This is a genomic window from Caulobacter radicis (assembly GCF_003094615.1).
Lineage (GTDB): Bacteria > Pseudomonadota > Alphaproteobacteria > Caulobacterales > Caulobacteraceae > Caulobacter > Caulobacter radicis.
Genome location: NZ_QDKO01000032.1, coordinates 382,097 through 400,581 on the forward strand (window position 1 = coordinate 382,097; position 18,485 = coordinate 400,581).

Consider the following 18,485-nt stretch of genomic DNA (forward strand, 5'->3'; position numbering starts at 1 on the left):
GAGCCGCGCCCATGAACGACAAGCTGAAGACGGTGCAGGACGACCTGGCCTTCCTGCGCGGCCTGGCCGAGGGCGGGACCGAGCGGGCCGGCCTGGGCGTCGCCGGCGGCGCGCTCTACGGCTCGGCGGGCCTGCTCTACGGGGTCCAGTGCCTGGTCTATGTCGCCCAGGAGCACGGCCTGGTGAGGCTGGGCGGTCTGGGCAACCTGATCCTGGCCTGGCTGCCGACGGTGATCTTCCTGATCCTCATGACGATCGTCATCGTGGTCGAGCGCCGCAAGCCCAAGGGCGGGGTGACCCACAGGGCCATCAACGCCGCCTTCGCCGGCGCGGGCCTGGCCAATCTGGCGCTGATCATCGTCTTCGCGGTGGCGGCCGTGAAGAACCAGGACTTCCGCTACTGGCTGTATCACCCGGCGGTGGTGTTCGTGCTTCAGGGGGCGGTCTGGTACGCGGTCTTCGCCCTGCGCAAGCGCGCCTGGATGCTGGTGGTCTCGCTGGGCTGGCTGGCCGTGGGAGTCGCCATGGGCCTGCTGGTCGACCGCGCCGGCCTCTATCTGCTGGTCGCGACCTTCGGCCTCTTCGCCTTCATGGCCGCGCCCGGCTTCTTCATGATGCGCCAGGCCATGAGCCGGACCGTGGACCTGGGCGCCTGAGACGATCGTGACGGCAAGGTTCGACATCAGCGGGCTCGACGACGTCATCCACGGCCGCGTGCGGCTGGGCGTCGTCGCCTACCTGGCCAGCGCAGAAGTCGCAGATTTCACCGAGCTGAAGACCCTGCTGGAGGTCACGCAGGGCAACCTCTCGATCCACCTGCGCAAGCTGGAGGAGGCCGGCTACGTGTCGATCGACAAGAGCTTCGTGGGTCGCAAGCCGCTGACCCGCGTGAGGCTGACCGAGACGGGGCGGGCGGCCTTCGCCGGCTATCTGAAAGCCATGGGCCAGCTGGTCGAGCAGGCCGGCGGCCCCGGCTAGAGGCCCATCTCGGCCCGCAGGGCGTCCGGCGTCACGCCGGCGGCGCGCAGCTCGCGCAGGGTCTGGGCCTTGTCGCGCTTGGCGTAGCGCCTGCCGTCGGGACCGACCAGCAGGCCGTGGTGGCGATAGGTCGGTGTCGGCAGCCCGAGCAGCGCTTGAAGCAGGCGCTGGATGTGGGCCGCCTCGAACAGGTCCTCGCCCCGGATCACGTGGGTGATCCCCTGCAGGGCGTCGTCCAGCACCACGGCCAGGTGGTAGGCGACGCCGACGTCCTTGCGGGCCAGGACGATGTCGCCGGCGGTTTCGGGGCGTGCGGGGATCCGGCCGGTCTCGCCGTCGGGCCCGGCGCCTTCCTCGACGAAGGCGAGATCGCCGAAGCCGCCAAGCGCCCCCTCGGCCGCGTCGAGCGACAGCCGCCAGGCGAAGGCCTCGCCGCGCGAGAGGCGCTCGGCTTCCTCGTCGGGCGACAGAGGCGCGCCGCGATAGGGGACGGCCGGCTCGTGCGGAGCGCGGCCGATGTCCAGCTCCTTGCGGGTCTTGAAGCAGCGGTAGACGAGGCCGCGCTCGCGCAGGGCCTCGATGGCGGCGTGGTAGTCGGCCAGGTGCCGCGACTGCCGACGGACAGGCTGTTCCCATTCCAGGCCCAGCCAGGCCAGGTCCTTGAGGATCGCCGCTTCGTATTCCGGGCGGCTGCGGGTGGCGTCGATGTCCTCGATGCGCAGCACGAAGCGGCCGCCGGCCCGCCGCGCGGCGTCGAAGGCCGTCAGCGCCGAGTAGGCGTGGCCGCGATGCAGGTAGCCGGTGGGGGAGGGGGCGAACCGGGTGGCGAAGGTCATCCGCGACAGCGCCCCCGTTTCACGGGGGCGAAGCTCATCCCCTGTCGAACTTGGCGAACATGCCCAGGTGGTCGAACACGGCCTTGAGGAAGGCCTCCTCGCCGCCGAGCAGGGTCTTGAGGCTCTCGAACTGCTTGAAGCCGCTCATTTCGGCCAGGCCGTGACCGGCGCACCAGGCGGCGATCGTGGCCAGCTCCAAGTCGATCTCGGAGACGCCGTCGCCGGCGGCGTGGGCGATGGTGTTGCGCACCTGGCAGTAGGCGCCTTCCTCCTTCATCTGGTCGGGAAGGGCGTCCTTGTCGCGCGAGCAGTCGTACATCACGCGATAGAGCGCGGGGTTGTCGCGGGCGAAGGTCACGTAGGCCACGCCGAGGTTGGTCATCCGCCGGCGGTCGTCGTCGCTGTCCTGGCGGGCCTTCATCAGGGCCGCGTCGAGCGCCACCCAGCCCTCGTGGGCGACCGCGTCGAGCAGTTGGCCCTTGTCCTTGAAGTGGTGGTAGGGCGCGGCCGGGCTGACGCCGGCCTCGCGCGCCACGGCCCGCAGCGACAGGGCGGCGGGGCCTTCGGTCTCCAGGATCCTGCGGGCGGCCTCGACGAGGGCGCGGCTGAGATCGCCATGGTGATAGGGGCGGGCTTCGGGCTGGGCGAGAGTCATCGAGGCGCACTCTATCCCTTACGTAGCGAAAATCCATCCAAACAGCGTCAAGATATCTTGACGTTGCTAAGATCCATGTTATCTAAGCGTTGTTCAGATGGATCGGCCATCAAGAGACCGCCACTGAGCCACGCCGGCCGAGGGGGTCGGCGCGCACCAACTGCAAGGATGTGTGTCATGACCAACCGTAGCTTCGAAGCCTTCGAAGGCCTCTTCGACCGCGTCGCCATCGGTTACTTCCTGGTGGCCGCCATCGGCGTCGCCGGCGCCGTGCTGGCCATCGCGCTGTAAGGACGAAGATGTCCGATGCGGCCGTCCCGACCTGATCGGGGACGGCCGCCGGGGTGCGCCGCCCCATCCTGCCCTCCCAAATCTTGATCTCGGCGCCTGGCTCGGCCATAGCGGGGGTGGCGGAACGACCCGCGACATGCCGGGTTTCCGTCCGATGATCCTCCTGTTCCAGTCTTCGCGAGCGCCCCGATGAGCGTGGCCTTCACCAAGGAAGGCGACGCCGAAGCGTTCGCCGCCGATCTTCCCGACCGTCCGATCTCGCAGCACCCCAATCTCGTCACGCCCGAAGGCTTGGCGATGATCGAGGCCGAGTTCGCCGCCGCCCGCGCCGCCTATGCCGCCGCTCAGGCCGCCGGCGGCGTGGCCGACGACCGCACGGCCATGGCCCGCGCCACCCGCGACCTGCGCTACTGGTCGGCCCGCCGCTCCACCGCCCAGCCGGTCGAGCGCGACGAGGGCCGCACCAGCGTGCAGTTCGGCGACGCGGTGACCTTCGACCGCGAGGACGGCCGCACCCAGACCTTCCGTATCGTGGGCGAGGACGAGGCCGACCCGGCCAAGGGCTCGGTGTCCTATGTCTCGCCCCTGGCCCGCGCCCTGATGGGCAAGGGCGTGGGGGATACGGCGATGGTGGCCGGCGGCGAGGTCGAGATCGTCGCCATCGGCTGAGGCCATGCGTCCTTCGAGGCTCGGCTGCGCCTCGCGCCTCAGGATGAGGAAGTCAGTGCGACCAGCGTCCTCATCCTGAGGAGCGACCCGAGGGGAGCCTCGAAGGACGCACCGCGCTCACCGCAAGTTTCGGGTTGCCCGCGATCCCCGGCGAGGGCTTCCTCGCCGACGTGATCTCTGCTCCGACTCCCGATCTGATCGCCGCGGCCCGCGCCCACCTGGCCGCAGCCGACCCGATGTTCGCCCGCCTCGAGGCGGTGACGCCGGTCTTCGAATGGCGTCTGCGCCCCGGCGGCTTTCCGGGCCTGGCCCGGATGATCGTCGAGCAGCAGATCTCGGTGGCCGCCGCCGCGGCGATCTGGGCGCGGGTGCAGGCGGGACTGCCGGACCTGACGCCGCACGCCGTCATGGCCCTGGACGATCCGGCCCTGCAGGGCCTTGGCCTGTCGCGGCCCAAGGTGCGCTACCTGCGCGAGATCGCCGGCGCGCACCTGTCGGGCGCCTGCGACTTCGACGCCCTGAAGGCCATGCCCGACACCGAGGCCGTCGCCGCCCTCGTGGCGATCAAGGGGATCGGGCGATGGACGGCCGAGACCTTCCTGATGTTCTGCGAGGGGCGCATCGACGTCTTCCCCGGCGGAGACATCGCCCTGCAGGAGGCCATGCGCTGGGCAGACGGCCACGACGTTCGTCCGACCGAGAAGGCGGCCTACATCCGCGCCGAGGCCTGGAAGCCCTATCGCGGCGTGGCGGCGCATCTTCTCTGGGCTTGCTACGGCGGCGTTCGGCGCGGGGAGATCGAGCTCCGGCCCGCAGGCTGAACTTTCGCAAGCTTCGTCTTGGTTCTGTCGCCGATTGGGATCATCCTTTCTGTGCGTCCGGGAGTGAATGGCGATTCCCTGATTTGCGTAGGAAGGAGGCCCGTCTTCAGTCCGACCGCGTACCAGCCCCATGGGGACCTTGTCGGTCCCGTGAGCGGGAGGCCCTCATGCAGGTGCTGACCCGACCCCCGTCCGGCATGCCGGCGCTCGTGCTCAACGCCGACTATCGGCCCTTGAGCTATTATCCGCTGTCCCTCTGGCCGTGGCAGGAGGTGATTAAGGCGGTGTTTCTCGACCGCGTCGACGTCGTCTCGACCTACGACCACGTGGTGCATTCGCCATCCTTCGAGATGAAGCTGCCCAGCGTGGTGTCGCTGAAGCAGTACGTGCCGCAGGAGCGGCCGCCGGCCTTCACCCGCTTCAACCTGTTCCTGCGTGACAGCTTCAGCTGCCAATACTGCGGCTCGCCCGACGAATTGACCTTCGACCATGTGATTCCACGCTCGCGCGGCGGCCGCACGACGTGGGAGAACATCGTCACCGCCTGCGCGCCCTGCAACCTGACCAAGGGCGGGCGCACCCCGCGCGAGGCGGGCATGCACCCCTTCCACACCGCCCGCCGGCCCTCGATGCACGAGCTCCAGGACCGCGGCCGCAAGTTCCCGCCCGGGCACCTGCACGCCAGCTGGCTCGACTATCTCTACTGGGACATCGAGCTGGAGTCGTAGGGCTGAACGTCGCTCGAAGAACGCTGTTTACGGGCGCGAGTTTGGCGGTATAGCTCCACCTGCGGGAGGCTCCCGCGGGGGGAATCGATTTGAAACTCATGAGGATGTCCGCCGTCGTGGCGGCGATGATGCTTGCCGCTCCGGCGGTCCAGGCCCAGACGGCCACGCCCGAGGCCGAAGCCGCCGCGGCGGCTGTGACCAAGACCGTGGTCGCGCCGGAAGGCACCGAACTGGCCATTCAGGTCGAAGACGGCTTGTCGTCGGAGACCGCCAAGACGGGCGACCGCTTCACCATCAGCCTGGCCGAGGCCGTCACCCTGCCTGACGGCACGGTGCTGCCGGCCGGCCTGAAGGGCGCGGGCGAAGTCACCCACGCCAAGAAGAAGGGGATGATGGGCAAGCCGGGCGAGTTGAACATTCGCCTGGAATACCTGCGGGCCGGTCCGGCCAAGATCAAGCTGCGCGGCCAGAAGGGCGCGGAAGGCGATGCGCGCTACGGCACGACCGTCACCCTCACCGTCCTGTTCGGTCCGCTGGGCCTGATCAAGCACGGCAAGGACGTGGAGATCAAAGCTGGCCAGCGCGTCCCGGCCTATATCGACGCCGACGCGTCGATCCAGCTGCCGATCGCGGCGACGCCGACGACCTGAGGTCGGTCGCGGCGAACAAAAGGAAAAGCCCGCGGCTCTCGGAGCAGCGGGCTTTTTTCTTGTCCGGAAGGACCGGTTCAGTCCCGGAAATACCCACGACGCTTGCCGCGGCCGCGCAGGCGGCGGCGCAGGCGGGGTTCGATGCTGGGCCAGGCCAGCAGCGCCAGCAGGCCCAGGATGATCAAGGTGGGAAACAGCGGCGACATGACCCAAGAACGCGTTCGAGGTGCGAAGGCTTCCACCGTTTCGCGATTTTGCGCTGCAAACAAGGACAAAGTTTCGGCGCGGCGATAATCCTCGCAAAGCCTCCGCGTCGTCACGAAAGCGCCTTGTTCACAAGGCTGGCGGCTCAGTTAGCGGTGAAGCTTGATGGTGGTGATGGGCGTCTAGTCTCTCGCTGCATTGCAGCATCGCTGGCCCATCCACGATCTTTATGCGGCCCTTATGCCGCCCATACATCTCCCGAATGGAGCCCTTACGCGGCTTCGTGGTCCCTTCCGCGCCAACCTGGAAGGAGGCCGACATGGCTGACATCGCATTCCTGGCGCTGGGCGGAGGGCTGTTCGTGCTCTTTGGCCTGTTCGCCGTCGCATTGAGGCGCGCATGACCCTGTTCGTGAACGCGCTTTGGGGGGCCGGGGCGATCGTCGTCGCGGCCTACATGGTCACGGCCCTGATGCGGCCGGACCGGTTCTGACGATCCTCGGATAACCTCAAATGAACTGGCAAGGATGGGCGGAGATCGCCCTGACGCTTGGCCTGGCGGTCGGCATCGGCTGGCCGCTGGGCGTCTACATGTCGCGCGTCTGGAACGGCGAGCGCACCTGGCTCGACCCGGTGCTGGCCCCGGTCGAGCGGCTCTTCTACGCCGCCGGCGGCATCGACCCGCGCAAGGGCCAGAGCTGGATCGGCTATGCCGGCGCGCTGCTGGCCTTCAACGCCGTGGGCTTCTTCCTGGTCTATGGCGTGCTGCGCCTGCAGGGCGTGCTGCCTCTGAACCCGCAAGGCTTTTCGGGGCTGTCGCCGCACCTGGCGTTCAATACCGCCGTCAGCTTCGTGACCAACACCAACTGGCAGAGCTATGGCGGCGAGACCACCATGTCGACGCTCAGCCAGATGCTGGTGCTGACGGTGCAGAACTTCGTCTCGGCCGCCACCGGCGCGGCGATCGCCGCGGCCCTGGCGCGGGGCTTCATCGCCAACAAGGGCCAGGACGTCGGCAACTTCTGGAGCGACGTGATCCGCACGACGCTGTGGGTGCTGCTGCCGCTTTGCGTGGTCGTCGCCCTCGTGCTCGCGGCCCTGGGCGTGCCCCAGACCCTGGCCGCCGGCGTCACCGCCCACACCCTCGAGGGCGGCGAGCAGAAGATTTCCCTCTTCGCCACCGCCAGCCAGCTGGCCGTCAAGCAGCTGGGCATCAACGGCGGCGGCATCTTCAACGTCAATTCGGCCCACCCGTTCGAGAACCCCACGCCGCTGACCAACCTGATCACGGCGGTGTCGATCAACGTGCTGGGCTGGGCGGCCTTCTTCGCCTTCGGCCGCAGCGTGCTGGCGAAAAAGGACGTGCGCGCCCTGGTCATCGCCGCCGCGGTGCTGCTGAGCGCCGGCGCGGCGGGCATCTACGTCACCGAAACCCAGGCCCCTCCGGCCCAGGTCGCGGCCCATGTCGACGCCTCGGTGAACATGGAAGGCAAGGAGGTCCGCTTCGGCGCTCCCTCGACCGCCGCCTGGGCGGCCATGACCACCGGCGCCTCCAACGGCTCGGTCAACGGCATGCATTCCAGCCTGATGCCCCTTGGCGGCGGCATCACCATGTTCCTGATGCAGCTGGGCGAGATCCTGCCCGGCGGCATCGGCTCGGGCGTCGCCATCATGGTCGTCATGGCCCTCTTGGCGGTGTTCGTCGCCGGCCTGATGGTGGGGCGTACGCCCGAGTATCTGGGCAAGAAGATCGAGGCCCGCGAGATCCAGTTCTCGATGCTGGCCGTGCTGGTGATCCCGCTGTTCATGCTGGGCTTCGCCGCCCTGGCCGCGATCCTGCCCGAGGCGCTGAAAGGACTGATGCACGCAGGTCCCCACGGCCTGTCTGAGATCCTCTACGCCTACGTCTCGACCACGGCCAACAACGGCTCGGCCTTCGGCGGCCTGACGGCCAACGCCCCCTGGTGGAACACCACCCTGGGCCTGGCGATGATGTTCGGGCGCTTTGCCCCCATCGTCGCGGTGCTGGCCATCGCCGGCGCCCTGGCGGCCAAGCCCAAGCTCGCCCCCACGGCCGGCGCCATGCCGACCCACGGCGGTCTCTTCGTCGGCCTGCTGATCGGGGTGATCCTGATCCTCGGCGGCCTGCAGTTCTTCCCCGCTCTGGCGCTGGGACCGATCGTCGAGCACTTCCAGGCGCTCGCCTTCGTCGCCCAACGCTGACTGAAAGCGCACTTCCATGACAACCTATGACATCGAGGCGGGCGAGGGCGGGCGGCGCAAAGCCCCCAGCCTCGCCGGCGGCCTCTCCGCCCCGATCCTGGCCCGCGCGGCCAAGGACGCCTTCCTCAAGCTCGACCCGCGCAAGCTGACCGGCAATCCGGTGATCTTCGCGACCTGGATCGTGGCGCTGCTGTCGACGGTCTCGGCCGTCGCGGCCATCGCCGCCCAGCAGTCGGCCGGCTTCGCCGTACAGGTCTCGCTGTGGCTCTGGGCCACCGTGCTCTTCGCCAACCTGGCCGAGAGCGTGGCCGAGGGCCGCGGCAAGGCCGCCGCCGACAGCCTGCGGGCCGCCCGCGTCACCACCAAGGCCAAGCTGATCATCGACGAGCAGGCCGGCACGATCATCCCGACCCCGGCCCACAAGCTGGTTCCCGGCGAGCTCGTACTGGTCGAGGCCGGCGACGTGGTCCCCACCGACGGCGAGATCGTCGAGGGCATGGCCAGCGTCAACGAGGCCGCCATCACCGGCGAAAGCGCGCCGGTGATCCGCGAAAGCGGCGGCGACCGCTCGGCGGTGACCGGCGGCACCACCGTGGTCTCCGACTGGATCAAGGTGCGGGTCACGGCCGCGCCGGGCTCGACCTTCCTCGACCGCATGATCGCCATGGTCGAGGGCGCCGACCGCCGCAAGACGCCCAACGAAATCGCGCTCGCCGTGCTGCTGGCCGGCCTGACCCTGATCTTCCTGATCGCGGTGGTCACCCTGCTGGGCCTGGGCAAGTTCTCGGGCGTCGTGCTCGACCCGCTGGTGCTGGGCGCGCTGTTCATCACGCTCATTCCGACGACGATTGGCGGCCTGCTCTCGGCGGTCGGCATCGCCGGCATGGACCGCCTGCTGAAGGTCAACGTCCTGGCCACTTCGGGTCGGGCCGTGGAAGCGGCAGGCGACGTCGACACCCTGCTGCTCGACAAGACCGGCACCATCACCTTCGGCAACCGCATGGCGACGGAAGTCATCGCCACCCCCGGCGTGCGTCCGGACGCCGCCCTGCGCGCGGCCGTCATGGCCTCGCTGGCCGACGAGACGCCGGAAGGCCGCTCGATCGTCGAGCTGGGCCGCCAGCAGGGCCTGGCCCTGGAGGCGCCGGCCGGCGCGACCGCCATCCCTTTCAGCGCCACGACGCGCCAGTCGGGCCTGGATGTCGACGGCCGCTCGTGGCGCAAGGGCGCGGTGGACGCGGTCTATCGCAGCCTGGCCATCGATCCCAAGCGCATCCCGGCCGAGGTGATGGCCGCCGTTGACCGCATCGCCCGCTCGGGCGGCACGCCGCTGGCGGTAAGCGAGGACGGCGCCCTGGTCGGCGTCATCCACCTGAAGGACGTGGTCAAGCCCGGCGTTAAGGCCCGCTTCGCCGACCTGCGCCGCATGGGCCTGCGCACGGTGATGATCACCGGCGACAACCCCGTGACCGCCGCGGCCATCGCTTCGGAAGCCGGCGTCGACGACTTCCTGGCCGAGGCCACTCCGGAGGACAAGCTGCGCCTGATCCGGGCCGAGCAGGCCAAGGGACGGCTGGTGGCCATGTGCGGCGACGGCGCTAACGACGCTCCGGCCCTGGCTCAAGCCGACGTCGGCGTGGCCATGCAGACCGGCGCCCAGGCCGCCCGCGAGGCCGGCAACATGGTCGATCTCGACAGCGACCCGACCAAGGTCATCGAGATCGTCGAGGTCGGCAAGCAGATGCTGATCACCCGCGGCGCGCTGACCACCTTCTCGATCGCCAACGACGTGGCCAAGTATTTCGCCATCATCCCGGCGATGTTCGTGGTCGCCCTGCCGGCCCTGGGCGGGCTGAACATCATGAAGCTGGCGAGCCCGCAAAGCGCGATCCTATCGGCGGTGATCTTCAACGCCCTGGTGATCGTGGCCCTGATCCCGCTGGCCCTGAAGGGCGTGAAGTACCGCGCCATCGGCGCCGGCAAGCTCTTGTCGCGCAACCTCCTGATCTACGGCGTCGGCGGCCTCGTCGCCCCCTTCGTCGGCATCAAGCTCATCGACATGGCCGTCTCCGCCCTGGGGCTGGCCTGATGAAACGCCCGATCGCCCCAGGCTCGATCCTCAGGGACCTGGTCTTCGGCCTCGTGGCGATCGGGATCGTCTGCCTGGCGGCCAATCTCGGCGGCCAGTGATTTCTCTCTTCCTGAAAGACGAAGAATTCCAATGCGCAAGTTCGCGTTTCTCGTGATCACCGCCTCGACCCTCGCCGCCACCGCCGCCTGGGCGGACGAGGCCCCGATCTGCACCGACCGCCCGACCAAGGCCAACAGCACCTGCTCGGTCCCCAAGGGCGCCTGGCAGGTCGAGGCCGACGGGGTGAACTGGACCCAGGTGAAGGCCTCGGGCGTCAAGGCCGAGACGACCGCCGTCGCCGCCACGACGCTGAAGTACGGCCTGACCGACAGCAGCGACCTGCAGGTGACCTGGACGCCCTACCTTCAGGCCCGCGTGAAGGGACCGGGCGTCGACGACAAGACCGACGGCGTCGGCGACGTGTGGATCCGGTACAAGACCCGCGTCCATTCCGGCGACAAGGTCAGCGTCGCCCTGCTGCCCTACGTGAAGATCCCGACGGCGGCCAAGGGCCTGGGCAATGACGAGGTGGAGGGCGGCGTGGCCGTGCCGATCAGCATCGCGCTTTCGGGCGCCACCCTGACCTTCGGGCCTCAGGTGGACCTGCTGCTCGACGCCGACGGCGACGGCCGCCACGCGGCGGTGACCAATGTCGTCAACCTGGCCCGCCCGGTCACCGACAAGCTCAGCCTGATCGGCGAGCTGTGGACCAGCACGAACTTCGACCCCGCCGACACGGTGACCCAGGTCTCGGCCGACGTCGCCGCCGCCTATCTCGTCGCGCCGACCCTGCAACTGGACGCCGGCGCCAATTTCGGATTGAACCGCGACACTCCCGACGCGCAACTGTACGTCGGCGTCTCGAAGCGGTTCTAGGAAAGGAGCTGGAAGGTCATGATCTCGCACCTTCGCCCGGCCCTCGTTTCGATGGGCCTCTTCACCATCCTCCTGGGCCTGGCCTATCCGCTGGCCATCACCGGCGTGGCCCAGGCCGCGTTTCCGGCGCAGGCCAACGGCTCGCTGGTCCGCGACGCCCACGGCCAGGTCGTCGGCTCGGCGCTGATCGGCCAGGTCTTCGCCAAGCCGGGCTACCTGCACGGCCGTCCGTCGGCGGCGGGGAACGGCTATGACGCTTCGGCCTCCAGCGGCTCGAACATGGGCCCGCTGAACGACAAGCTGATCGAGCGCGAGAAGACCGACGCCGACGCCCTGAGGGCGGAGTTTCCCGGCGCGGTCATTCCGGCCGACGCGGTCACGACGTCCGGCTCGGGCCTGGATCCGGACATCTCGCCGGCCTATGCCCGCCTGCAGGCCGGACGCATCGCGACCGCCCGCAACGCGCCGCGCGGCGAGGTGCTGGCCATGATCGACGCGGCCGTGAAACCGCCGCTGCTGGGCTTCATCGGCCAGCCGCGGGTCAATGTGCTGGACGTCAACCGGGCGCTCGACGCACGCTTCCCGATGGTCGGCTAGCCGTTGGCGGGCGACCCCTCCGCATACCCCGAGAGGGGCCGCCCCGACCCCGAGGCGCTTCTGGCGGCCGCCAACAAGGCCCGCCGGGGGCGCCTCAAGGTGTTCCTGGGCATGGCGCCGGGCGTGGGCAAGACCTACGAGATGCTGCGCGCCGCCCGCCGCCGCAAGGCGGAAGGCCTGGACGTGCTGGTCGGCGTGGTCGAGACCCACGGCCGCCGCGAGACCGAGAGCCTGCTGCGCGGCCTGGACGTGCTGCCGCGCCGCCCGGTCGAGAACCGGGGCCGCAGCTATCTGGAGTTCGACCTCGACGCGGCGCTGGAGCGGCGGCCGAAACTGCTGCTGGTCGACGAGTACGCCCACTCCAACGCGCCCGGCTCGCGCCATCCCAAGCGCTGGCAGGACGTCGAGGAGATCCTGGCGGCGGGCATCGATGTCTGGACCACGCTGAACGTCCAGCACCTGGAAAGCCTGGTCGACGTCGTCCTACGCATCACCGGCGCCCGCCAGCGCGAGACGGTGCCCGACAGCGCGCTCGCCCGGGCCGACGACATCGAACTGATCGACATCACCCCCGACGAACTGCGCGAGCGCATGGCGGCGGGCAAGGTCTATGTGCCCGAGACAGCCCGCCTGGCCTCGGAGAACTTCTTCAAGGTCGAGAACCTGACCGCCCTGCGCGAGCTGGCCTTGCGGCGGGCGGCCCAGACGGTCGACGACCAGTTGGTCGCGGCCATGCGCGAGAAGGGCGTCGAGGGGCCGTGGGCGGCGGGCGAGCGGATCCTGGTGCTGGCCGGCGGCGACGGCATGGCCGCGGGCCTGGTGCGCGCCGGCCGGCGGCTGTCGGACATGATGATGGACGCGCCGTGGACCGTGGCCCACGTCGAGCGGCCCGACCGTCCGCCGCCGCCCGAGGCCGCCGCCGCCCGCACCCGCGAGGCCCTGAAGCTGGCCGAGCAGCTGGGCGGCTCGACCGTCGTGCTGACCGGGACCGACGTGGTGGCCACGGTCATGGCCTGGGCCCGGCGCAACAACGTCACCCAGATCGTCATCGGCAAATCGAAGGATTCCCGCTGGCGCGAGCTGACCGGCCGCTCGCTGGCGGCGGCGCTGCTGCGCGAGGCCCGGGGTCAGGCGATCCACGTGGTCACCGGCGCCGGCGCCGGCGGGGAGGGGGCTTCCGAGCCGTCCGCGCCCAAGCCGCGACGCTTCGACTGGCCAGCCTACCTCACCGGCGGCGGCTTCGTGGCGGCCGCCAGCCTGGTGGCCTGGGCGCTGGACACCGCCTTCGACCGGGTGGAACTGGGGATGATCTACCTGGCCGCCGTGCTGGCGGCGGGGGTGATGCACGGCCTGCGCCCGGCCCTGGCGGCGGCGACGGCTGCCTTTGTCGTCTACAACTACTTCTTCCTGGCGCCGCGCTACAGCCTGGCCATCGGCTCGCCCACCGACGTGCTGACCCTGATCGTGTTCTGGGCCGTGGCCCTGGCCACCGGCGGGCTTGCGGGCCGCGTGCGCGACCAGGCCCTGGGCTCGCAGCGTCGGGCGGCCAGCGTGACCAGCCTGCTGGCCGCCAGCCGCACCCTGTCGGCCGCCTCGGGCAAGACCGCCGTCGCCCAGGCCCTGGCCGAGCAGGCCGCCGCCGCTTCCGGCGCGCGGGCGGTAGTGTTCCTGCCGGTCGACGGAGAGCTGGCGCCGGCGGCCGGCGCGCCGGACCTCGTCGATCTCGGAACCGGACCCATGGCCGCCGCCCGCTGGGCCTGGGAGAAGGGCGAGCCGGCCGGGGCCGGCACCGGCACCCTGCCGCAGGCCGCCTGGACCTTCTGGCCGCTGGAGGGGCTGGGCGCCCGCGCCGGCGTGGCCGGGATCGAGGCCGGCGCCCTGGCCTCGGGATCGGACGAGGAGCGGCTGCTGCTGGCCCTGCTCGACCAGGGCGCGGTGGCCCTGCAACGCGCCGAACTGGCCGCGGGCGCGGTCGAGGCCGAGGCCCTGCGCCGCTCCGACCGCTTCCGCAACGCCCTGCTGAACTCCATCAGCCACGACCTGCGCACGCCGCTGACCACGGTGCTGGGCGCGGCCACCACCCTGATCGACTATGGCGACAAGCTGTCGCCGCCGGGGCGCGCCGATCTCGCCCTGGGGATCAAGGAAGAGGCCGAGCGCCTGAACGGCTACGTCGCCAACCTGCTGGACATGACCCGCATCGAGGGCGGCGGCCTGAAGCTGCGCACCGACTGGATCGACGCCCGCGACGTGCTGGCGGCCGCCGCCGATCGGGTGGCGCGTCGCCTGGAGGGCCGTGTGCTGGTGCGCGACTTTCCCGAAACCCTGAGCCTCGTCCAGGCCGATCCGAACCTGCTGGAGCAGGTGGCGGTCAACATCCTGGAGAACGCCATCGCCTATAGTCCGGCTGGCGCGCGCATCGAGGTCGCCGCCTACGAGGACCGCGCCCATGTGGTCATCAGCATCGAGGACGAGGGGCGGGGCATTCCACCGGCCGACCTGGAGCGCGTGTTCGAGAAGTTCCGCCGCCTGCAGGACCCCAGCGACCGCTCGCCGAACGCCAGCCAGGGCGTCGGGCTGGGTCTCGCCATCGCCAAGGGGTTCGTCGAGGCCATGGGCGGCCGCATCGCCGCCGCCAGCCCGATCCACGACGGCAAGGGCACGCGGATGCTGATCAGCCTGCCCAAGGGCGTCGCCACGCCCCACCATCTGCTATGAGCCGTCCATGAGCGCGCTTCGCCCCCGCATCCTGGTCATCGACGACGAGCCGCAGATCCACCGGTTCCTCGGCCCCGCGCTCGACGCGGCCGGCTACGACCCGCTGCGCGCCGACGGCGGCCAGGAGGGCCTACGCGGCATCGCTCTGTGGTCGCCCGACGCCGTCGTCCTCGACCTTGGTCTGCCCGACATGGACGGCAAGGAGGTGCTGGAGAAGGCCCGCGCCTTCTATGACGGCCCGATCCTAATCCTGTCGGCCCGCGACCGCGAGATCGAGAAGATCGAGGCCCTGGACCGGGGCGCCAACGACTATGTCGAAAAGCCGTTCGGGGTCGGCGAGCTGCTGGCGCGCCTTCGCGTGGCGCTGCGCCAGAAGGCGGCCACCCAGGCGCCGGTCGGGCCGATCCGGGCCGGGGCGGTGGAGCTGGATCTCGAAAAGCGCCTGGTCACCCGCGACGGGGCGGTGGTGAAGGTCTCGCCGCGCGAATACGAGGTGCTGGCAAGGCTGGCCATGGGGCGCGGCAAGGTGCTGACCCACAAGGAGCTGCTGACCTCGGTCTGGGGCCCCGCCCACATGCACGACACCCAGTACCTGCGGGTGTTCGTCGGCCAGTTGCGCCAGAAGCTGGAAGCCGATCCGGCCCATCCCAAGATCCTGCTGACCGAGCCGGGCGTGGGGTATCGCTTCATCGGGGACTGAGGGGGCTCTTAGGCTTCTGGCAGTCTCGCCGTCGTCCGGAATCCCTCTCTCTTAGAGAGAGGGAGGGGCCCATCGCGTAGCGATGGGAGGGTGAGTGGTTACACCCTCAACCGGCGTGCCGGCGCATCGCCCGCAACAGAGCCGAGATTTCCCAAGGGCTTCGCTACCCACTCACCCTCCCACGCCTTGCGGCGCGGGCCCCTCCCTCTCTCCATGAGAGAGGGATTTTATGTCAGTTCCCCACCCTTAGTGGGCGCCTAGCCTGTCTGCTTTCGAGAGCCCGTCGCCGCCGCGCTGACCTTCGCCAGCAGGGCGGCGATGTCGATGGGCTTGGCCACGTGGCCGTCCATGCCGGCGGCGAGGCAGGCGGCGATCTCCGAGGGCAGGGCGTTGGCGGTCAGGGCCAGGATCGGCACGGCGCCGGCCGGTGGGGGCAGGGCGCGGATCGCGCGCGTGGCCGCAAGGCCGTCCATGCCCGGCATGCGCACGTCCATCAGCACGACGTCGAAGGCCCCGTCGCGAACGGCCGCCACGCCGGAGGGGCCGTCGCCGACGCCGGTCACCAGGTGTCCGGCCGAGCCCAGCACGGCCTCGGCCAGGGCGCGGTTCACCCGGCTGTCGTCGACCACCAGGACGCGTAGGGGAGGGGTCTCGGCCGCCGCGTGCTCGGGCGCGCTCTCGGGATCGGCGGACGTCGCGGGGATCTCGAACCGGAAGGTCGAGCCCTCGCCCTCGACGCTGTCGAAGCCGATCGTCCCGCCCATGGCCTCGACCAGCCGCTTGCAGATCGCCAGGCCAAGGCCGGCGCCGCCATAGCGCGGATGGATCGAGGCGTCGGCCTGGCCGAAGGCCTGGAACAGTCGCTCGCGGGCTTCGTCGGCCACGCCCATGCCGGTGTCGGCGACCAGGAAGCGCAAGGCCGGCGCCTCTGGCGGGCCCACCGGCTCCAGCGTCACCGTCACGCCGCCGGCGCCGGTGAACTTCACGGCGTTGTTCAGGAGGTTCAGCAGCACCTGGCGCAGGCGGTTGGCGTCGCCGGCGATGCGGCGCTCGGCCCCGTCCGCGATCCTGGTGGTCACCGCCAGCCCCTTGGCCTGCGCCTGCGGGCGGACCATGGCCACGCAGCTTTCCACCAGGCGGGCGGGGTCGACCTCGCCGGCGTGAAGGTCGAGCTTGCCGGCCTCCACCCGCGACAGGTCGAGGATGTCGTCGACGATGGTCAGCAGCGAGCGGGCGGCGTCGTGGACGAAGTCGCGATAGGCGCCTCGCTGCTCCGGCGCCAGGTCGTCGCGGGCCAGCATCTCGGCGAAACCCACCAGGCCGTTCAGCGGCGTGCGCAGTTCGTGGCTCATGGCCGCCAGGAAGTCGGACTTGGCGCGGTTGGCGGCTTCGGCCTCGGCCTTGGCCTCGCGCAGCTGCTCGGTCAGGAGGGCCAGCCTGTGATTGCGCCGCTCCACGCGCTCGAAGGCGGCGGTGCGCTCCTGCAGCAACCGGCGCAGGGCGCCGAAGCTGGCGCGCTTGGCGATCGCCGCGCCAAGGGTCTGGCTCATGTGGCGCAGCAGCTCGACGTCCTCGTAGCCGAAGGCGCGGGTCTGGCCGGCCATGGCCTTGAGCACGCCGATGGCGTGGTCGCCGTCGAACAGCGGCGCGCACAGCATCGAGCGCAGGCCCACCTTGCGGCAGGCCTCGCGATCGACCCGTTCGTCGTGCTCGCTGTCCTCGCAGACCAGGATGCGGGCCTGCTCGACGCACAGGCCCGACAAGCTGCCGGCGCGCGGGATGCGCAGGCCAAGGTGCGCCTCGGAGCCGGCGCTGACGGCGCGGTAGACCATGTCCTCGCCGTCGACCAGTTCGACGACCGCGCCGTGGCCGCCCAGCAGGTGCTGCACGCGGTCGACGACGATCTGCATGAAGGCTTCGCCGTCCACCTCGGCGCCCGCCAGCAGGGCCTGGATCTCGGCCAGTTCGCGCAGCCTTTCCAACCGCCGGTTCAGCCTTTGCAGGCGGGCGGCGCCGTCGGTCGCGTGAAGCGGCGTCGGCAGGGCATCCATCGCAAAACGTCCAGCTTCGCCATGCGAGACTGGGTCCGCGCCTTTCCCCGCGCAAGCATCCTCAGGATGCATCGCCGGCCGGCGGGCGGGGCTATTCGACGCGGATCTGCGCGGCCAGGGCGCGGGCGATGGCCAGGTTGGCCTGGTCGCTGAGGTGCAGGCCGTCATATTGCAGCGGCGCGCCGATCCCGGTCAGGGCCTGCGCGGCGTCCACGGCCTTGACCCCGGTGCGGGCGGCCACCTGGACGGCGGCCTCGCGGAACGGGTCGAGCCTTGCTTGCGTGTCGCGGGCCGAGGCCGGCGGGGGCAGCAGCACGATGACCTGGCCGCCGTCGTCGAGCCGCCGGCGCACCAGGGCCTCAAGCAGGCTGGCATAGACCTTGACGTCCAGGGCGCCGGGCTTGCCGCGCACCTTGGCGTCGTTGGCCCCGTACATGATGATGGTCAGGTCGCCGGTCGGCGCGCGGGCCCAGCGGGTCAGGCCGTCCAGCGTCTGGTCGCCGGGCTTGCCGTGATTGACCACCGTCACCTGGCCGCCCAGCAGGCCGCGCAGGGTCTCCGGGTAGGGCGTGGGGCTGCGCGGCGAGGGCGAGCCGTTGATGCCGGGAATCGATTCTCCCCAGCGCTTGAAGCCGTAGGTCAGGCTGTCGCCCTCGCAGACGATGACGGCGCCGCGCTTCAGGACGAGGGGCGCGCCGGGCGCGGTCTCGAGCTTCACGGCGGTGCGGGCGGCGGCGCTGCCGGTCGGCCGCCACTGCGGCAGGGTGGTCTGGAACCAGGCGGCCGACAGGCCAAAGCCCAGAAGCGCGCCCACGCCGACCCCGGGAAGGAAGAACCGCGAGCGTTTCAGGTCGCGCAGATAGGCGGCGAGGGAGCTCATGGGGCGGGCCTGTTAAGCATGTTCCGTGGGCGGTTCGAATGCGTGTTTGATAAGCCGGGCGGCATTTTCCGCATAGAACGTCGCCTCTACGGTCAAGGTAAGTATAATTCTTGCCCGAACCGTGCTCTTTTTGTCATCAGGTTGATTAACGCGCCTTATGGTCAAGTTTGTCGGGAATTCCGATCCCGGACGGTCGATCGCGATTTTTCGTGGCGATGTCGTCGTGAAGTGCAAACTTTGGCCACATAAAAATTTCTTTTGAATAGTCATCAGTTCGTGATTGCGCTTCGACAAGGAATGTCGAATTAAAATCACTCGATGTTTTTGTGCCGCCGGCTGGGCGGGGCTCTTGTTGAGCAGGGGATGACATGCGCGTAGCGATGATTGGCACGGGCTATGTGGGCCTGGTGTCCGGGGCGTGCTTTGCGGACTTCGGTCACGTGGTGACGTGCATCGACAAGGATCCGCGCAAGATCTC

At 70.0% G+C, this 18,485-nt stretch carries 18 protein-coding genes; 13 read left to right on the top strand and 5 right to left on the bottom strand.

Going from position 1 to position 18,485, the window contains the following annotated elements; translation table 11 throughout:
- Positions 1-11 precede the first annotated feature (11 nt).
- The gene (locus DDF62_RS19660) at positions 12-656 is read left to right on the top strand and encodes a hypothetical protein (RefSeq protein ID WP_116490688.1); all 645 of its coding nucleotides are present in this window, start codon (positions 12-14) and stop codon (positions 654-656) included.
- A 7-nt stretch (positions 657-663) separates the two neighbouring features.
- On the top strand, positions 664-978 hold the full coding sequence (locus DDF62_RS19665; protein WP_101719375.1) for a winged helix-turn-helix domain-containing protein: 315 nt from the start codon (positions 664-666) through the stop codon (positions 976-978).
- Here the strand turns inward: DDF62_RS19665 and gluQRS are convergent.
- Complete coding sequence (gluQRS, locus tag DDF62_RS19670) at positions 975-1,814, bottom strand: tRNA glutamyl-Q(34) synthetase GluQRS (RefSeq protein ID WP_116490639.1); 840 nt, start codon at positions 1,812-1,814, stop codon at positions 975-977. The genes DDF62_RS19665 and gluQRS overlap by 4 nt on opposite strands.
- Positions 1,815-1,848: 34 nt before the next feature.
- A complete protein-coding gene (locus tag DDF62_RS19675; protein ID WP_116490640.1) occupies positions 1,849-2,469 on the bottom strand; it encodes a TetR/AcrR family transcriptional regulator in 621 nt (206 codons plus the stop codon).
- Between the two features lie 480 nt (positions 2,470-2,949).
- Between DDF62_RS19675 and greA the strand changes: the two genes are divergently transcribed.
- The 4 genes from greA to DDF62_RS19695 all read left to right on the top strand — a co-directional run bounded on the left by greA (position 2,950) and on the right by DDF62_RS19695 (position 5,628).
- A complete protein-coding gene (greA, locus tag DDF62_RS19680) occupies positions 2,950-3,429 on the top strand; it encodes a transcription elongation factor GreA (RefSeq protein WP_116490641.1) in 480 nt (159 codons plus the stop codon).
- A 236-nt stretch (positions 3,430-3,665) separates the two neighbouring features.
- On the top strand, positions 3,666-4,250 hold the full coding sequence (locus DDF62_RS19685; RefSeq protein WP_425267066.1) for a DNA-3-methyladenine glycosylase family protein: 585 nt from the start codon (positions 3,666-3,668) through the stop codon (positions 4,248-4,250).
- Positions 4,251-4,417: 167 nt separating this feature from the next.
- Positions 4,418-4,978, top strand: a complete 561-nt coding sequence (locus tag DDF62_RS19690) for an HNH endonuclease (protein WP_116490642.1) — start codon at positions 4,418-4,420, stop codon at positions 4,976-4,978.
- 104 nt (positions 4,979-5,082) lie between these two features.
- Positions 5,083-5,628: a hypothetical protein gene (locus tag DDF62_RS19695; RefSeq protein ID WP_208866899.1), complete on the top strand. Its 546-nt coding sequence runs from the start codon at positions 5,083-5,085 to the stop codon at positions 5,626-5,628.
- A 77-nt stretch (positions 5,629-5,705) separates the two neighbouring features.
- Here the strand turns inward: DDF62_RS19695 and DDF62_RS26505 are convergent, their stop codons facing one another.
- Entirely contained in the window at positions 5,706-5,834 is a 129-nt protein-coding gene (locus DDF62_RS26505; protein WP_279325493.1) for a hypothetical protein, read from the bottom strand.
- Between the two features lie 510 nt (positions 5,835-6,344).
- Between DDF62_RS26505 and kdpA the strand changes: the two genes are divergently transcribed.
- The 6 genes from kdpA (at position 6,345) to DDF62_RS19730 (ending at position 15,076) form a co-directional block, all read left to right on the top strand.
- Positions 6,345-8,054 carry a potassium-transporting ATPase subunit KdpA gene (kdpA, locus tag DDF62_RS19705; RefSeq protein WP_116490643.1) on the top strand — a complete coding sequence of 570 codons (1,710 nt, stop codon included), beginning with the start codon at positions 6,345-6,347 and terminating at the stop codon, positions 8,052-8,054.
- A gap of 16 nt (positions 8,055-8,070) precedes the next feature.
- Positions 8,071-10,143 carry a potassium-transporting ATPase subunit KdpB gene (gene kdpB, locus DDF62_RS19710; protein ID WP_116490644.1) on the top strand — a complete coding sequence of 691 codons (2,073 nt, stop codon included), beginning with the start codon at positions 8,071-8,073 and terminating at the stop codon, positions 10,141-10,143.
- 132 nt (positions 10,144-10,275) lie between these two features.
- Positions 10,276-11,061: a transporter gene (locus DDF62_RS19715; protein ID WP_116490645.1), complete on the top strand. Its 786-nt coding sequence runs from the start codon at positions 10,276-10,278 to the stop codon at positions 11,059-11,061.
- A gap of 18 nt (positions 11,062-11,079) precedes the next feature.
- Positions 11,080-11,658, top strand: a complete 579-nt coding sequence (gene kdpC / locus DDF62_RS19720) for a potassium-transporting ATPase subunit KdpC (RefSeq protein WP_116490646.1) — start codon at positions 11,080-11,082, stop codon at positions 11,656-11,658.
- Between the two features lie 3 nt (positions 11,659-11,661).
- Positions 11,662-14,376 (top strand): sensor histidine kinase, encoded by a 2,715-nt coding sequence (locus DDF62_RS19725; RefSeq protein WP_116490647.1) that lies wholly within the window; start codon positions 11,662-11,664, stop codon positions 14,374-14,376.
- Between the two features lie 7 nt (positions 14,377-14,383).
- Positions 14,384-15,076, top strand: a complete 693-nt coding sequence (locus DDF62_RS19730; RefSeq protein WP_116490648.1) for a response regulator — start codon at positions 14,384-14,386, stop codon at positions 15,074-15,076.
- A gap of 257 nt (positions 15,077-15,333) precedes the next feature.
- On the opposite strand, the gene DDF62_RS19735 is transcribed toward DDF62_RS19730, so the two are convergent.
- Complete coding sequence (locus tag DDF62_RS19735) at positions 15,334-17,127, bottom strand: ATP-binding protein (RefSeq protein WP_208866900.1); 1,794 nt, start codon at positions 17,125-17,127, stop codon at positions 15,334-15,336.
- Between the two features lie 91 nt (positions 17,128-17,218).
- The gene (locus DDF62_RS19740) at positions 17,219-18,007 is read right to left on the bottom strand and encodes an SGNH/GDSL hydrolase family protein (protein WP_116490650.1); all 789 of its coding nucleotides are present in this window, start codon (positions 18,005-18,007) and stop codon (positions 17,219-17,221) included.
- 368 nt (positions 18,008-18,375) lie between these two features.
- On the opposite strand from DDF62_RS19740, the gene DDF62_RS19745 reads away from it, so the two are divergent.
- Positions 18,376-18,485 (top strand): hypothetical protein (locus tag DDF62_RS19745; RefSeq protein ID WP_133149190.1); only part of this gene is annotated, 110 nt, incomplete at its 3' end.

What these genes read in the sequence shown, in the direction of transcription:
- DDF62_RS19660 (WP_116490688.1), top strand. Translation starts at nt 12, where the DNA reads ATGAACGACAAGCTGAAGACGGTGCAGGACGACCTGGCCTTCCTGCGC.
- gluQRS (WP_116490639.1), bottom strand. Translation starts at nt 1,814, where the DNA reads ATGACCTTCGCCACCCGGTTCGCCCCCTCCCCCACCGGCTACCTGCAT.
- DDF62_RS19675 (WP_116490640.1), bottom strand. Translation starts at nt 2,469, where the DNA reads ATGACTCTCGCCCAGCCCGAAGCCCGCCCCTATCACCATGGCGATCTC.
- greA (WP_116490641.1), top strand. Translation starts at nt 2,950, where the DNA reads ATGAGCGTGGCCTTCACCAAGGAAGGCGACGCCGAAGCGTTCGCCGCC.
- DDF62_RS19685 (WP_425267066.1), top strand. Translation starts at nt 3,666, where the DNA reads ATGTTCGCCCGCCTCGAGGCGGTGACGCCGGTCTTCGAATGGCGTCTG.
- DDF62_RS19690 (WP_116490642.1), top strand. Translation starts at nt 4,418, where the DNA reads ATGCAGGTGCTGACCCGACCCCCGTCCGGCATGCCGGCGCTCGTGCTC.
- DDF62_RS19695 (WP_208866899.1), top strand. Translation starts at nt 5,083, where the DNA reads ATGTCCGCCGTCGTGGCGGCGATGATGCTTGCCGCTCCGGCGGTCCAG.
- DDF62_RS26505 (WP_279325493.1), bottom strand. Translation starts at nt 5,834, where the DNA reads ATGTCGCCGCTGTTTCCCACCTTGATCATCCTGGGCCTGCTGGCGCTG.
- kdpA (WP_116490643.1), top strand. Translation starts at nt 6,345, where the DNA reads ATGAACTGGCAAGGATGGGCGGAGATCGCCCTGACGCTTGGCCTGGCG.
- kdpB (WP_116490644.1), top strand. Translation starts at nt 8,071, where the DNA reads ATGACAACCTATGACATCGAGGCGGGCGAGGGCGGGCGGCGCAAAGCC.
- DDF62_RS19715 (WP_116490645.1), top strand. Translation starts at nt 10,276, where the DNA reads ATGCGCAAGTTCGCGTTTCTCGTGATCACCGCCTCGACCCTCGCCGCC.
- kdpC (WP_116490646.1), top strand. Translation starts at nt 11,080, where the DNA reads ATGATCTCGCACCTTCGCCCGGCCCTCGTTTCGATGGGCCTCTTCACC.
- DDF62_RS19730 (WP_116490648.1), top strand. Translation starts at nt 14,384, where the DNA reads ATGAGCGCGCTTCGCCCCCGCATCCTGGTCATCGACGACGAGCCGCAG.
- DDF62_RS19735 (WP_208866900.1), bottom strand. Translation starts at nt 17,127, where the DNA reads ATGGATGCCCTGCCGACGCCGCTTCACGCGACCGACGGCGCCGCCCGC.
- DDF62_RS19740 (WP_116490650.1), bottom strand. Translation starts at nt 18,007, where the DNA reads ATGAGCTCCCTCGCCGCCTATCTGCGCGACCTGAAACGCTCGCGGTTC.